Raw genomic sequence first — 14,762 nt, 5'->3', positions numbered from 1 at the left:
CTGACTTCCCCAGGGCCTGTTGCAGATGCGGATTAAAGCCCTTGAGCGCCGCGCCGTAGCCAATTATGCACGAAGGCTAGCTTGCGCATCGCCGGATCTGAAAGCACAAACGGATAAAGATCCGAAAGCCCCATCGAGCGGTTTACATGATTAACCCCGGCGACTAATGATGCCGCGATGTGAATCAAGCGCTCAGCATCCGGTTCGGCGTAAGCATCCCAACCATAGGTGTTGGGCAAGGCCGGAGAGGTCATGCCCGCCGACACAAAGCTATCGGTGATATCGGTCAGGTGCAGCAGGTGCGAGGTGGTTTCCGCCCAATCCTCATGAGGGTGTGAGGACGCATAGGTAGACAGAAACCGCTGCCGCCAATCCGCAGGCGGGCCATTGTGATAATAGTGCTGTAACGCTGCTGGATAATCTTCGCGCTCATCGCCAAACATCTCACGAAACGCATCAAGAAAGTCATCCCGTAAGCTTAGCCGCCACCACAGCATATGGGCGATTTCATGGCGCATATGGCCAATCATCGTGCGATAAGGCTCTGCCAGTGCTTCTTTGCGAGTTGTGCGTAACACCGCATCAGCCTCTGCGACACTGATGGTAACCACACCGCCCACATGCCCCATGGGCACCGGCGTTCCCCCTTCGGCCAGCATATGAAACACTGGTGGCGCGCCAGGGTCTTCCGGGCGAAACCAGTTCCAACGGCCAAGGTTGTCGATTACCCAGCGTTTAGCAGCCTCCGTTTGCGCCCAGTTGGGCATGGCATCTGAAATGGAAGGATCGGGTGCTAGGGCTGTCATCGCGCAGGCGCGGCAGAATTCACCTTGCTTAGGCGCAATCCAGTTGCAACCAATGACTTCGCGGTTGGCGCAGAAGGGCGGCATCGGCAGAAAGGCACGTGCTTGCGGGTCGTAAGCCACAGGCACACCGTCTGCAGTCACCAAATTATCAAACCAAAGTGAACCGGCACCGACCGGATTAGAAAACACACGCATAGGTCGGGTATCTCAAAAGAAACGAGACTTCAGTCTAGGAGCCAATGCCGCGATAAGCCAAACACATCTACCTTAATTTCTGTCTGGTTGGGCAAAAACAGCGTAAGTGTTGGGGCTTACTATCACGCCATTCTCCAAGCTTATGAGAGATGCGCCTCAACGAGATCCCTAAGCTGCTCACTCAGAGGGTTGCCTTGCTTGCAGGCTAACAGTAGCGGCGGGGAAGAGTCCCCGTCAGCAAGCGGTATGGCCATCAGGCCGTGAGCCATCGACGCGGCGCTGGCGGGCAGGATGGTAATGCCAATACCGGCGACAACGAAGCACAGCATACTGCCGATATCGGGTACTTCCACAACATGGCTGAGAGAAACCCCTGCTTTATCGGCCAATGTCTCCAGTTGGCGCCTCAGAAATGTTCTTTGCGTGGCGGGCTGTAGTAAAAGCCGCTCGTTGGCTATTTCGCCAAAATTGATGGAAGGCTTTGCCTGCAGCCGATGGCCTGGGGGGAGTAACACGAGCAGCGGTTCATCTCCCAGCCTGGAAACCGATAAACCCGCTAGGGTGTTCTCGTCCAGGTCGGCTCGTAATACCGCAGCGTCAAGCTTACCCGCTTTCAGCGATGCGATATGTAAGAGGGCATTCCCTTCGCACAGCTGCAGTTCGATCAGCGGGCGCTCGGTGAGCAGTTTAGCCAGGGCAGAGGTGAGGGGTTTAGAGAAAATCGCGCTGGCCGAATAACCAAGGCGCAGCGTACCGACTTCACCCTGGGCTGCCTGCCTGGCAACGCTGATGCTTCGTTGTGCAGCGCTGAGCATCTCCAAGCTTTCACCAAGAAAGGCCTCGCCTGCTTTGGTGAGATGGACACCTCGGGTGTTGCGCTCAAACAGCTTCACACCCACGGTTTCTTCTAATGACTTAATGCTCTGGCTCAGCGGTGGCTGGGTAATATGCAATCGCTCGGCAGCGCGCCTGAAGTTAAGCTCCTCAGCAACGGCAACAAAGTGCTTAATCTGTTTCAGTTCGACCATCTCGTCGCTCCTCCGGTGACCACAACATACGCTGATTTCTGATGCTGCACTCTGTCGAAACAGCTATCACTGAGATAGCGATTCCGACCTTCATTCGAGCCTTGAGCGTACGTATGGTAATGCCTGTCTAAACAGGAATAAGCCATGCGTACGGCCTTAATAATTGGATCGCTCGGCGCTTTTTTTAATTTGTACCAGCTTCAGGCGCTGTTTCCAGCGTTAGTAGAGCGGTTCGGAACAACAGCCACTGGCGCTGGCTGGTTAACGATGGCCTCGTTGCTAGGAATGATGGTTACCGCGCCACTGACTGGCGCTGTAACAAAACATGCCAACCCTTCGCACTTATTAGTCGTTGGCTTTTTCGCATTGGCCGCGATTAACGCTTCAATGGCATTGACGACTAGCCAAGACGTGCTTTTTGTACTGCGGCTAGGCCAAGGCATTGTCATTCCCTTCCTATTAACCGCGACGATGAATTTGGTCTCTCAGCGACCAAGCAGTTTTGTGCCGCTGTACGTGACCGGTACCATAGTTGGCAGCACACTCAGCCGGTTTTATCCTGCTTGGTCAGTTGATGCCATGGGGTGGGAACTGGGGTTCTTAAGCTCCGCATGCTTGATGGTGCTATCGGCGGTGGCGATTTGTCTTCTTTCGAAAGCGACTGGCGCTGAACTAATGCAGCGTACGGAACGGCATCAAACGTCGGTGACATATACAAGGCGCGCGCTGACTGACAATACGCTGATCATTGCTTATCTCGCAGGTTTTGCACTGCTCTTCACGCAAAGCGCGGTGTTTACGGCACTGGGTCTATGGCTTGCCCAAGAGCCTTATCATTGGGATTCACAGCAGATCGGCACGATCTATCTGGCGTGTCTGCCCGCACTTTTCTGCGTGCTAACTGCCAGCGTATTGCGGCGCTACCTAAGCGAAGTAGCGATTGCCATATCACTCATAGCGTTGATTTGGGCAGCGCTGTGGCTGATTAGCACAACACGCATGTCTATCATGCTGAGCGTTGCGCTGTTTGCCATAGGAACCTATATGTTCCAAACAGTGACGACCCAGTTATTAAGCAGCACGCGCCGCGTACCCGCCGGTGTTGCCGCTGGCATCTACCTCTCTTGCTACTATTTAGGTGGCGCAACGGGCGCAAGCCTTGCGGCGTATGCCTTTGCGATATGGGCCTGGAAAGGGGTAATTGCCTGTATAGCGATAGCTCAGACAATTATCTTTTGCCTAGTGATGGGGGCTCGGCATTGTGCTAGGGAACGGTGAGCTAAAATCTTCTTAATCTTGATGGGCGCCATGCTCTCTGGGGCGGATTGCCTGATTCTTGATGAGCCAAACAACCATCTCGATCGACTAAATCGGCAGGCACTCATCGAACAGCTGCAGCGCTGGCCGCGTGGGCTAATAGTGGCCAGCCATGACCGGCAACTGCTGGAAGCCATGGAACGTATCGTGGAACTGTCGCCCTTAGGGCTGCACAGCTACGGCGGCAACTACACGTTTTATGCTCAAGCGAAGGCGCACGAGCAGCAGGCTGCCCTTGATCAGCTCAGCCAGTAAAAGCTCGAACGCCAACGCGAAGAGCGCGCGATGCGCAAGCAGCGTGAACGTCAGGAGAAACGACAGGCTCGCGGCAATCGGCTGGGCAAGGAAGCCAACCAGGCTAAGATTCTGTTAGAGCGCCTGAAAGGAGCGCTGGCCTGCATTCTCTTCGCCGATTCCCCACCGCGACTATTGCTCCTGGACGAGCCAAATAACCACCTTGATTTGCCTTCAGCACAAGCACTGGAAACCATGCTGCGCAGTTACCAAGGCGCGTTAGTGGTGGTATCCCACGACGATACCTTTCTGGAAAACCTAGCCCTGACAGACCGCCTGCTAGCAACCAAACAAGGCTGGCACTTGGAGCCGGTTTTATGAATAACTCTGACTTTTTCGACCTTCAATAAGCACTGGCTGGTGTAGAGTAAAAACTCAAATAGGCTTGAATAGCACGGATTCCGTGCTATCGTGTATTTATGATCGTAAATTTCAAAGACAAAGCGGTAGAAGACTTATTCAATGGCGAGCATACCAAGGCTGCTCGCAAGCTATGTCCTCTATCTCTATGGAAAATTGCATCACGAAAACTCGATCTACTGGATTCGGCACAAAAGCTGGATGAACTGAGGGTACCGCCTGGTAATCGGCTTGAAGCGTTATCAGGCGACAGAGCCGGACAGCATAGTATTCGCATCAATGGACAGTATCGTCTCTGTTTTAGGTGGACAGAGGCTGGGCCTGATGAGGTCGAGTTAGTCGATTACCACTAACAGGAGACTAAAAGGAGAAAGGTATGATTCGTGTTCCCACACATCGCGAACCGACGCACCCCGGCGAAATGTTACTGGAAGAGTTTTTGCAGCCCATGGACATTACCCAGCGTGAGCTGGCCGCTGCTATCCACGTTCCTTACCAGCGGATCAATGAGCTGGTGAATAAAAAACGGGGTGTTACGCCCAGCACGGCACTAAGGCTGGCACGATTTTTTGATGTTTCAGCAGATTTTTGGCTGAATTTACAAATGCGCTGGGATCTCTTCAAAGCAGAGCAGCTAGAGCACGAGGATCTCTCTAGTATCCAGCACTGGCAGAAGATGGCGTAGTCCTGAAGCTTCACGGCAGGGGGAAACTGACTTCGTAACGGCGCTATTCGATTATGAACACCTTATCGGGATGCATTCGCCAAGGCTGCAAAGGCTCAGTATCATAAGCAGTCAACCCAACCACAGAAGTCTCCCCCCATGTCATGCCCACCTTGCCCCAATTGCCAATCTGAATTCGTTTACCAGGATCAAAGCCTGTTTATTTGCCCAGAATGTGCCCACGAATGGAACCCTTCCGAGGTTGAAGCGGAAGACACCGTCACGGTGAAAGATGCCAATGGCACCCTGCTTGCTGAAGGCGATAAGGTAACGCTTATCAAAGACCTCAAAGTCAAAGGCAGTTCAATCGTGCTTAAGATTGGCACCAAGGCCGTTATCAAGCGGCTTAAGGAAGGCAAAGACCACCAGCTCGACTGCAAGGTCGATGGCGCTGGCGACATGATGGTCACCGCCCAGTTTGTCAAAAAAGCCTGAATATACGGCAGTTTGTGTTAGCACAAAGCGTTCATAATAATTGTTTTTATTGGAAATTAAGATATTGGAGAGGGCATTAACTAGGCTGCATGTGGTTGATCCATATGCTGGCGTACTCACTCCACCATAGAACGTACCACCCAATATCTGTTAGGAGATTTATAGTGATCTCATATCAACCAACTACTGATTTTGCGAAGTCAGCAGAGATGACATACGACAATATGCGTTCGTACTATGAGCATTACTCTGTTGATTGGGATCAAGCCAGAATATTGGAACAGATTCTCAAGCTGAAAAACTGGGACATTTTGCTGAATGGTGAAATGGTTGGTGTAATTCGCCTAGAATTCGACCATGAGAGCTGTTATTTACGAGATCTTCAAGTTCGTGACAAATTTCAAAATAAAGGCATTGGTGCATCTGCCCTGGGCGAGTCTTTAAGGCTGGCGATAGAGTCCGAGGCAATACAGCTCCGGCTAAGGGCGTTTAAAATTAGTCCAGCGCATCATCTTTATAAGCGGCTTGGTTTCAGAGTGGTTGCAGAAGACGATAGGTTTTTCTGCATGGCTAAAGAGCTCTCCTAACACCCTGTTTAAGAAGAATTTCAAACATTTGGTATTTTTAGTTAAAGCTGGCATTAGTGGTTGTGTGTTTTCAGCCTCACAGCAGTGTGCTAAGTAGGTAATAGCATGGTCTTAGCATAAGCGGAACTAGGATAGACCTTAGAAGTCAATTTCAGAAGCTATGAGCTACTGGGTTGAAGTCGAAACGGCGCTCGGAGCCGCTTTGAACAGCTCTGGAGACGTTATACTAGTGCCACCTTTTGGTTTCGACTCTCTGTTTAATTATACTGTAACTATGAATTCCAAAAGGCCAAAGCCACAGGATTTTAATGAGCGATTGACGACTAAGAGGTGGCTGGAAATCTGGCCAAGGTTAGTAGTAAATGCCTAACCAGGAAGTTAAATTTGCTCCCTACGGTCGCCGGACGCTCGTTTCTCGCGCCATTTATAGCGCGCATCATGGATATTACGTATGAAGCTTATATTGTTAGCTTTCTTGCTGGTTTTCTCCAACAGTGTCCAAGCGTCATGCGTGATTCTCCTTCACGGCTTAGCACGAACACACAGCGCAATGGAGCCACTAGAGAATGCGCTGAAAGAAGAAGGCTTCTTGCCTATTAATGAAGGGTATCCATCAAGGGAATACCCAATTGAGCAGCTTGCAGAAATAGCGATAATACCTGCCCTTGAAAAGTGCCCAAAGGGTGAAAAAGTCAATTTTGTGACTCATTCCCTTGGCGGAATTTTGGTAAGGCAGTATCTGAGCAGGCATGATGTAGCCAACTTAAACCGTGTAGTGATGCTTGGCCCTCCAAACCAAGGCAGCGAAGTCGTCGATGAACTCCGAGATGTCCCTGGCTTCCACTTCATCAACGGTGATGCAGGTATGCAGCTTGGAACAGATGAGTTAAGCATTCCCAGTACCCTAGGCAAGGCTAACTTCGACGTGGGTATTATTGCTGGGACAAGCAGCATCAATTGGATACTGTCCTCGCTGATACCGGGCACAGATGATGGAAAGGTCTCGATAGAAAGCACGAAACTAGACGGCATGAATGACCATATCGAAATGCCTGTTACGCACCCTTTTATGATGAAGAACGATAGAGTCATCGCTCAAGTTGTTAACTACCTAAAAAATGGGAGTTTTGAGCATGGCGACAATCCATAACAAGCACAGCAAGTAGAACATCGATGGACACTCTTTCGTGGGTTAGCCATTGACTGGCAAGACGCATCCGCAGCTCCGTGGTATAGCGCAGGGGCAGCATCGAATGTGTCGATGCTCTGAAATGACGTCTCCGCATCCGATAGAAGCTGATGCTTTCCTCCTTGAGGTATAAACACAGCGCTCCCCGTTCCACGCCCAACCAGCTGTGCCTTTGATGCTATAGACCAACACCTTTTCGTTACTTCGGCACGGCTTGGTTTATCCAAAAGCGAGATAGTAAGAGCGCCCACATCGGGGGCGCTGCTTCTAGTTGACTATCAACAGGTGGCGGGATGAATTGTCGACTAACCTTCATTAAATAATGTGGAGGTCGCAGGTACGCGTTGCCCAAGAGCGCATCGCGCATCGTCTGCCCCTCATTTAGTGATCATGAGCACTGTTCAAAGGCGTGCATCATCATGGGGGCACAATGACGAAACAAAAATTGATTCTGCTATTCGATGGCACCTGGAACGACCCTGAAGATCAAACCAATGTTTATCGTATTACCCGGCTGCTCCATGATGACGATGACGGTATCAGGCAACGGTTCTATTACGACCCCGGCGTAGGGACATCCAAATTTCAGCGCTTTTTCGGCGGAGCCTTCGGTTACGGGCTGAGCAAAAACCTACGGGAAGGCTATGACTGGCTGGCAAGGCATTACAGTGAAAGCGATGAAATCTGGATATTCGGATTTAGCCGCGGTGCCTACACCGCCAGAAGCCTAGTAGGGATGATTCGTAAATGCGGGCTAGTGCATGTCGTCACGCCAGGGCTGCTCGATAAGGCCGAACGTATTTATCGAAACCGTGATTGTCACCCCGATTCTGAGGTGTGCAAAGAATTCAAGGAGCGCTTCAGTCGCCAGCCCAGGATTCATTTTATTGGCGTGTGGGATACCGTTGGCGCACTGGGCGTGCCCGGAACCAACCTGTTCAAAAGCGAATACGACTGGCACGATACCGAGCTTTCCAGCATTGTCGATCATGCCTATCAAGCGGTCGCGCTGGACGAACACAGGTCGGCGTATAACGTATCGCTCTGGACGAGCAAGGATGGCAAGCAGAAAACAGGTAATCGCAACGTAGAACAGCGCTGGTTTATCGGCGCCCACGCCAATGTAGGCGGCGGCTATGGCGCTGACGACACGCTGGCCGACATACCGCTGAGCTGGATGTTAACCAAAGCGCAACAGGCAGGCCTAAAAGTGGCGCCCTTTGATGTTGCTGAGGATGCTTGGAAAATGGCACCCAAAGATTCGTTTGCTGATTTTCTGAAAGGGCTCTATGCCAAGTATGCACGTCTTAGGTACAAGGGCGACGGTCGGTTTTACCGACAATATTCGCAGGGCATGCAGGGGCTGCCTGCGGTGAATATTTCAGTCGATGAGAGTGTCTGGAAGCGCTGGGCCGATACCACGTGCGAGTACCGGCCACGTACCTTGACCGATGCCCACCTTTTCCCACTGGAGGAGTAGGCCGGGCGGCGGCGTGGAAGTGATGAGTGATCTAGGTCATGAAGTGACCAATATCGACTAAAAACTAAGTCTGCAAAGTGGGCTAAATATAATTTAACTGCTAGGATCGAAGCATTAGAGCGAATAACGCCGCAGGGAACAACCTAATGCCAAATTTCCCACGCATTGAGCTTCACCCTATTAGCCAACGCGTGCAGGCGCATGTTGATGGCACGTTAATCGCCGACTCCATTAACACCATCGAACTCCATGAACGAGGCTACCCGGCACGTCACTACTTTCCACGTGAAGACGTGCGGATGGACTTACTCAGCGTTTCAGAAACCACCACTTATTGCCCGTTCAAAGGGCATGCGGTGTATTTTTCGTTGGGTGAAAGTCAGGATGTCGCTTGGAGCTATAAGAAGCCGATTGAAGGCATAGAGGCGATAGCAGGGAAGGTGGCGTTTTATGAGGAATTGAGCGAATGATGCCTTTCGGCCCTGAGCGGACATTCCGCAAAAAAGTGCCAGCCCGTCCATCCAATCATAAAACGCGCCGTCTAATACACTGTTAGCGAGCCGAAGTCATAAGTAGGATTTTTCTTTTGGTCACATCCTCTAAAATTAAACCATCACAACTAACTCGCGTTGGATACACATACCAAGACCTTATGTGTATTCGCACACTGATAAATTGGTTTCACGAACCAGAGAAGTATCAATGGATGAGCATAGAGGGTAATCAAGGGCTTGGCCATGTCAAGAGCCTTGATGATGTTATTTGCTGTACAGCCAATGGAGAATATGAGCTCTACCAAGTCAAATTCACAATTGATTCTGAACGTGAAGATTTGCGTTTAGATTTTGACTGGCTACTCAAGAAGAAGAGCAATGGCACATCTCTTATAGAAAAATGGTCTGCCGACATCGAGAAGTTTGGTACTTCCAGCACAATATCTATTGCCAAGCTTATTACAAACAGAATACCTGATCAGATTGTTTCAAATTGTCTAAAAGAAGACAAAGTAGATTACTCACTCATACCAGATGATATTAAGTCCAAAATATCTGGCCAGCTAGGAACAGAACAAAAGGCTAGGGATTTTTTCGCAACACTAATTTTTGAACATAGCCAAAAGGAAATTGATGACTTAGAAATTAAACTACATGATTCACTTGTACCAGACCATGCTAGCAATGAAAGCTGGCTTCAATTATTGAAAGCTATTGAACGCTGGGCTACAAGAAAAAACGAACCATCACCAGATGGCAAAATTTATCTTAGACATATAAACGAAATCTTATCTCTGGGAACTAGAAAAACAATTTCCCAGTTTTTTGAAATTCCAGGCGGTTATACACCTCCCACAGACGATTTTCATACCGAAATATTGAATAGAACAGCCAAGCAAGGTAGTTCAGTTATCTCAGGCCTTCCGGGCATGGGAAAGAGCACATATTTATCATTCTTAACTGACGAACTAATTGAGAAGAAGACACCTGTAATTAGACACCACTACTATTTATCACCCCAATTTATAGGCGACAGGATTGCTTTTAATAATGCAGCTCAGTCTTTACAAAGTCAGATCAAAACCCTTTATCCCAACGACTTCGATAGTGAAAAATTTGACCCCCAGCAGCTTGAGGCCTGGATAAGTAAGGCGGCAGATACAGCTGCGGAAGACAACAAAACCCTAGTTATCATTATTGATGGGCTAGATCATGTTTATCGTGCAAGATCAGATATAAGCCAACTCGAACACTTAGTTAATCGGATTATCCCCTTCAAAGATAAGGTTTCTTTGCTATTCGGAACGCAGCCGATAAGCGACTCGCATCTTCCCAATTCACTGTTACGCTCAGCACCAAGGGATAAATCCTGGCTAGACATCCCCTCCATGGGTCTTGAAGCAATTAAGTCAAGAATTGACTTCCTAGTGTCTAGCGAAGAACTTAATGTAATTGGTGATGATGAGCATCAACGTAGTGAAATTGTAGAAATATCACAAGCGTTGTTGGACATTTCTCATGGATACCCTCTCCATATTCTTTATTCCCTGAATAGCCTGCAGCTAAAAAATGACAAAATAAATAAATATGATGTGGAGAAACTTCCGACCTGCCCAGACGGAGACATACATGCGTACTACGAGCATTTATGGGTGAAGCTTTCTGAGAGCGCAAAAGAAATTCTTCTTCTTATAGCGAATGCCGATTTTTCCTGGCCAGACAAAACCCACCTAGGCTACTGCTTACACGACAGCCTTATTTTTCAAAACAGCTTTTCTGAAATTCAACACCTCGTTGAGCAGAGACTAAGTGGTATAAACCCTTTTCATAGCAGTCTATTCGTATATTTAAAGCGTAAGGATGTTTTCACTCAATCAAGAGATAGGCTAAATAGAATCTCTCAAACGTGGATCAATACGCATGCGCCTGAGTATTGGAAGTGGGGCTGGGAGTGGATTATTGAAGCCAATCTAGGGAATGAAGCCCCGCTATTACAAGGAACCACTAGAGACTGGCTGGTACAATCGCTTTGTAAGGGCTACCCCTTAGAGCACATAGAGCACATTTTTAACATCGCCGAACGCATCGCTTTTGAAAGAAGTCTATATCCAGAACTATTAAGACTACGGATATTAAAAATGAGACTGCTGAATGGACCGCAGTTTCAGATTCAGGACTTCAGTGATTTTCTCGATTGCTCACTTAGTATCTCGCGAGACAATTTCGGTCTTCTTTGGCGAGCCGACAATCTAAGAATTATTTCAGACAATGAAATCGCAATCGTAGCCAAACATTTCCAAGACAAAGACGAAAGGGTCGTTGATGCCTGTGCCCAGGAAATCTATCGAAGAATTCGTTTTTATGCCCGCCAAGAAGACTCAAATCATTACCAGACTCTAAACGCTCTAGTCGATGACTATCTTCATACGCTGACTAGCTATAACAATCCTGATTTAGAGCGCATAAACGATTTCTATAGCAGGCTGAATGATAAGGCTTCTTCCTTCCTGAAAATCGTTGAACTACTTGTTCAATATGGGCATAGGCACTTACTCCTTGATTTATCCCGCTTTGAAATTCCAGAAGATATTGCTCCGATCATCTACGATGAAATAGTTTTAGCGGCAAGTGTTGAAGGCGCCGCACTCGAAGCCACTAACCCTAAAGTTGGAGACGCGAAGTCCAGCATATATTTGCTCTATCAACTTTTAGCTGGAAACGAACCTAAAATAGTCGCACTTGAAGAAATTGAATGCCCTGTTGAGTATGAAGACACCCGCCATCTTCCGTTTTATGAATACTTTTTTAGCACACTCGTATCAAACTTCAATAATTGCCCAGACATTGAAACTCCGAAGTTCACCAATCCAACGAATCTTCAGGAGTTTCTCAAAAACGCATGGTTAACCTTCCGTTTTGCATCATTGAATACTGCTAAAACCCTAAAGCAAGGCAAAGATTTAAAGATGTCTGATTTGTATGACTCTTTTGCCATTCTAGAGCGCCCAGATGATTTTTTAATGGGCTATAAAATCACCGCAGTCCTATTCAGCATTAGAAAGGTATTAGCCAAAATATCGATTCATCTAAATATTTTATACAACTCTCTTGATGAATTCGGAAACCTCAATCAAGATCAGCTAGGCGCCCTGTCCAAAAGTATTTGGTGGGATTCTCGCGTATTTTTCGATGTTGCCACTCAAAACTCAATCTTCAATTTCCCTAAAGAAGCTGCATCTCTAGAATTCTCCAAATTGTTTGATGCCGAGATACTCCGTAGAGATGATACTGCAACATTGGCAAATGACAGTCTTGATCTGGCAAAGTTGGCAGTCAACCTTGGCCTTTACGATGAAGCCGCGAAATTTCTAGAACGTACCGCGCTCAATACAGTCGGTTATGGCCATAGAAAAGACATTACATTACATGAGGTGTTTGAGGCGATACAGGAATGCTCTGATTCAAACTGCCCCCAAGTTTCTGATTGGCTAGAACGAGTAACAACGTTCACAACTGATGTCTTTGATTTTTCAGAGCGAGAAATTCGACATATTCCAGGATGGTTCACTAAATTATTGGCAAAGCACAACCCAGAACGCCTTGTAGACGAATTTGAGTATCATCTATCAGAAGAAAATTGGCATATAACACATCTAATACTTGAAAGTTTCGTAAAGTCATTTCCACTTTCTACGCAGCCAGAGCACTCTTTTTTAAGATGCATTACAACATTTGATGCAATGACAGCATTAGATGAAAGAAGCACAGATAATGATATTCTTAGAGGTATTTTCGAAGACCAGTGCCACGTTCTTGGAGGCATGCCTCCATCGCCAAGAGAGCGCTCTTCCACTAACGAAGATGTCAAAACAGAATGTCCTGAAGCATCTACTATACACCCCACCAACCTCACTGATTTGGCAGCGGCCTTACATTCTGTTTCATACCAGATCCGTGAAAAGTTTGTTTCGGACTGGATTAACTATTGGGCTGTTCAAGGCCAAGCGAGTTCCATTCTCACTACATTCAGCGACTACTATGACCAAAGCAAATCAGATTACGAGCTGAATAGGTGCTTACATCATATTTTCTTGCTAAGCAAAAATACCGAGGGAAAGAAGGCTGCTTATAAGTGGGCTGTCAGGAATATCAAACTAAACAATTGCTGGAGCCCTTATTTTTCTTCTGGATCAGAAGAGGCATTAAGGGAGTATGGCAATACTTACAGCAGGCATTGGGAAAACCTCCTTCGCGACACGATGGCACCAGGCTCTTCCAGCCTACAGAGGGATGAAAATATAGTCGTTCCTTCTACTCAGCTTGTTACTTATTTGGTCTCAGCAGGACAGATTGTCCTAGCGGCCGAGATCACTGAAACTATGGTAACTAGCCTTGAAGGTGATATAGCGCATCTTCCTTTGACCAAACTGTATTGGTATGACGACCCTGTATCAATCCAGAATGTTCCATTCCATCTAACTCTATTGCACTTCAAGTGGCCCGATAGATACGCCCGACTCCTAACAGCCAAGCAAATAGCAGCCCTCTTGCAAGATGACTCAAATATCGAATTTCGCGCCTTATATTTACACTATTTGAATCAGCAACCCTACGAGGCTGATATCGTAGATTTTTTATCTGTATTGTTGCTAGTCGAAACTCCCCCCTTTACCGAAGAAGAGGTTACAAAAGCAATTCAATACCCTTCAACTATTTCCGATACACTATTGACGTCATTAGATCTGATGGGTGGGGACCGAGATGACTTATCAATTCTCTATTCTATGTTCTCCGATAACTTAACTCCAAACAAAGCCAAGTATGACAAGTTTGCCAACGGCGTTCCCTTGAGATTTATAGCTATTATTCAAGAGCTTGAAAAGGAGCACAATGTACCGCTTGAGAAGCATTTCCTTCTTGAATGGGAGAAAGTATGGGAAAGAAGACCATGCTACATGTTCGACCCATATGATTTTTGCGGCGATCAGTTTTACCGTCAGGATAAAATCCAAATAAGCTTCTCATGGCGTGCAGAGACCTCCATAGTGTCTGCATTCCTTCGTACATTAGCTTATGCTATGCACAAGCACTCAATCCCTTCCGAGGTTTGCTATTCATATGCACTAGAGGCACTACCATTTGGCTCTATTGCTGTAAATCTATCTCCTTCCCATCCACCCTACAGCTGGCCCGTAGTTGGTAATTTGAGCAAAGATGATTCTTTGCCTGGACAGAATGAACTTGAGCGATATTTAGCAGATTTTGCCGCTGATCCTAATGAAATATTGCTTCATGCCAACGGTCCCATATTAAGAAACCACACTGGCGTATGTCTTGATCTAAAGGTCATTCTGTTCGCTCTTCAAAGTCCTGAAATTGACGACCCTAAGTTAATTTTTGATTCAATAGATCATACGCGGAATTCTGAGCGAGGCATATTTCCTTTAGCCAAATGGACCTGGCCTTCCTCCTTTGGTAGGTGGGAAACTGATTGGCTATCGAGAGGCTATTTTCGACCTACCTATTCCGTAGGAGACTTACCAATCAACACAGTAAACCAAAGCGAATCTAGCGTAGAGTATTTCGGCGGCAGCATAAGTAATGGTGCTTGGAGATACTGGGTAAACCAATGGTATCCAGTCCATCACGGAGGTGTAGGAAACTCTTTCGGAACGTATTTTACAGTTTCCAAAGAATTTTTTGAAAAGTTCAAGGCACACACTGGTGGCAACTACTACCTCATTGCCGAGATGACTTGTGTTGACAGGCGTGATTTTGCTCACGCTTCGGAGCCAATTAAAACGTTTGCTATTTCGCCAGTTTAGTTTTATGAAAATATTTAATATAGTTGAT

At 47.4% G+C, this 14,762-nt stretch carries 14 protein-coding genes; 12 read left to right on the top strand and 2 right to left on the bottom strand.

Annotated elements, in window-relative coordinates:
* Positions 1-32: 32 nt before the first annotated feature.
* Together J4377_RS12720 and J4377_RS12715 are read right to left on the bottom strand one after the other, a co-directional pair.
* Positions 33-1,001, bottom strand: coding sequence for a putative zinc-binding metallopeptidase (locus tag J4377_RS12720; RefSeq protein ID WP_038477135.1), 969 nt, complete (start codon positions 999-1,001; stop codon positions 33-35).
* 140 nt (positions 1,002-1,141) lie between these two features.
* Positions 1,142-2,029 (bottom strand): LysR family transcriptional regulator, encoded by an 888-nt coding sequence (locus J4377_RS12715; protein WP_253485816.1) that lies wholly within the window; start codon positions 2,027-2,029, stop codon positions 1,142-1,144.
* A gap of 144 nt (positions 2,030-2,173) precedes the next feature.
* Between J4377_RS12715 and J4377_RS12710 the strand changes: the two genes are divergently transcribed.
* The 12 genes from J4377_RS12710 to J4377_RS12660 all read left to right on the top strand — a co-directional run bounded on the left by J4377_RS12710 (position 2,174) and on the right by J4377_RS12660 (position 14,734).
* On the top strand, positions 2,174-3,307 hold the full coding sequence (locus J4377_RS12710) for an MFS transporter (protein WP_253485815.1): 1,134 nt from the start codon (positions 2,174-2,176) through the stop codon (positions 3,305-3,307).
* A 30-nt stretch (positions 3,308-3,337) separates the two neighbouring features.
* Positions 3,338-3,601 carry a hypothetical protein gene (locus J4377_RS12705; protein ID WP_253485814.1) on the top strand — a complete coding sequence of 88 codons (264 nt, stop codon included), beginning with the start codon at positions 3,338-3,340 and terminating at the stop codon, positions 3,599-3,601.
* A 30-nt stretch (positions 3,602-3,631) separates the two neighbouring features.
* Positions 3,632-3,961, top strand: a complete 330-nt coding sequence (locus J4377_RS12700) for a hypothetical protein (RefSeq protein WP_253485813.1) — start codon at positions 3,632-3,634, stop codon at positions 3,959-3,961.
* Positions 3,962-4,059: 98 nt separating this feature from the next.
* Positions 4,060-4,353 (top strand): type II toxin-antitoxin system RelE/ParE family toxin, encoded by a 294-nt coding sequence (locus J4377_RS12695; RefSeq protein ID WP_253485812.1) that lies wholly within the window; start codon positions 4,060-4,062, stop codon positions 4,351-4,353.
* 23 nt (positions 4,354-4,376) lie between these two features.
* Positions 4,377-4,685 (top strand): HigA family addiction module antitoxin, encoded by a 309-nt coding sequence (locus J4377_RS12690; RefSeq protein WP_125750333.1) that lies wholly within the window; start codon positions 4,377-4,379, stop codon positions 4,683-4,685.
* 138 nt (positions 4,686-4,823) lie between these two features.
* Positions 4,824-5,159, top strand: coding sequence for a zinc ribbon domain-containing protein YjdM (locus tag J4377_RS12685; RefSeq protein ID WP_038477126.1), 336 nt, complete (start codon positions 4,824-4,826; stop codon positions 5,157-5,159).
* 164 nt (positions 5,160-5,323) lie between these two features.
* On the top strand, positions 5,324-5,746 hold the full coding sequence (locus J4377_RS12680; protein ID WP_253485811.1) for a GNAT family N-acetyltransferase: 423 nt from the start codon (positions 5,324-5,326) through the stop codon (positions 5,744-5,746).
* A gap of 148 nt (positions 5,747-5,894) precedes the next feature.
* Positions 5,895-6,116, top strand: a complete 222-nt coding sequence (locus J4377_RS18905) for a nucleotidyltransferase family protein (protein ID WP_370687203.1) — start codon at positions 5,895-5,897, stop codon at positions 6,114-6,116.
* Between the two features lie 81 nt (positions 6,117-6,197).
* A complete protein-coding gene (locus J4377_RS12675) occupies positions 6,198-6,896 on the top strand; it encodes a triacylglycerol lipase (protein ID WP_253485810.1) in 699 nt (232 codons plus the stop codon).
* 469 nt (positions 6,897-7,365) lie between these two features.
* The gene (locus J4377_RS12670; RefSeq protein ID WP_253485809.1) at positions 7,366-8,415 is read left to right on the top strand and encodes a DUF2235 domain-containing protein; all 1,050 of its coding nucleotides are present in this window, start codon (positions 7,366-7,368) and stop codon (positions 8,413-8,415) included.
* Positions 8,416-8,561: 146 nt separating this feature from the next.
* On the top strand, positions 8,562-8,885 hold the full coding sequence (locus J4377_RS12665) for a DUF427 domain-containing protein (protein ID WP_253485808.1): 324 nt from the start codon (positions 8,562-8,564) through the stop codon (positions 8,883-8,885).
* 116 nt (positions 8,886-9,001) lie between these two features.
* Complete coding sequence (locus J4377_RS12660) at positions 9,002-14,734, top strand: ATP-binding protein (RefSeq protein WP_253485807.1); 5,733 nt, start codon at positions 9,002-9,004, stop codon at positions 14,732-14,734.
* Positions 14,735-14,762: the final 28 nt, after the last annotated feature.

Source organism: Halomonas sp. XH26 (genome assembly GCF_024138895.1).
GTDB lineage: Bacteria > Pseudomonadota > Gammaproteobacteria > Pseudomonadales > Halomonadaceae > Vreelandella > Vreelandella alkaliphila.
The sequence above is the reverse complement of the archived record's forward strand: the minus strand, read 5'-3'. Positions and strand labels throughout refer to the sequence as shown.

Coding starts and splice junctions, on each gene's coding strand:
- J4377_RS12710 (WP_253485815.1), top strand. CDS start 2,174: ATGCGTACGGCCTTAATAATTGGATCGCTCGGCGCTTTTTTTAATTTG.
- J4377_RS12695 (WP_253485812.1), top strand. CDS start 4,060: ATGATCGTAAATTTCAAAGACAAAGCGGTAGAAGACTTATTCAATGGC.
- J4377_RS12665 (WP_253485808.1), top strand. CDS start 8,562: ATGCCAAATTTCCCACGCATTGAGCTTCACCCTATTAGCCAACGCGTG.
- J4377_RS12705 (WP_253485814.1), top strand. CDS start 3,338: ATGCTCTCTGGGGCGGATTGCCTGATTCTTGATGAGCCAAACAACCAT.
- J4377_RS12700 (WP_253485813.1), top strand. CDS start 3,632: ATGCGCAAGCAGCGTGAACGTCAGGAGAAACGACAGGCTCGCGGCAAT.
- J4377_RS12720 (WP_038477135.1), bottom strand. CDS start 1,001: ATGCGTGTGTTTTCTAATCCGGTCGGTGCCGGTTCACTTTGGTTTGAT.
- J4377_RS12715 (WP_253485816.1), bottom strand. CDS start 2,029: ATGGTCGAACTGAAACAGATTAAGCACTTTGTTGCCGTTGCTGAGGAG.
- J4377_RS12685 (WP_038477126.1), top strand. CDS start 4,824: ATGTCATGCCCACCTTGCCCCAATTGCCAATCTGAATTCGTTTACCAG.
- J4377_RS12670 (WP_253485809.1), top strand. CDS start 7,366: ATGACGAAACAAAAATTGATTCTGCTATTCGATGGCACCTGGAACGAC.
- J4377_RS12690 (WP_125750333.1), top strand. CDS start 4,377: ATGATTCGTGTTCCCACACATCGCGAACCGACGCACCCCGGCGAAATG.
- J4377_RS12675 (WP_253485810.1), top strand. CDS start 6,198: ATGAAGCTTATATTGTTAGCTTTCTTGCTGGTTTTCTCCAACAGTGTC.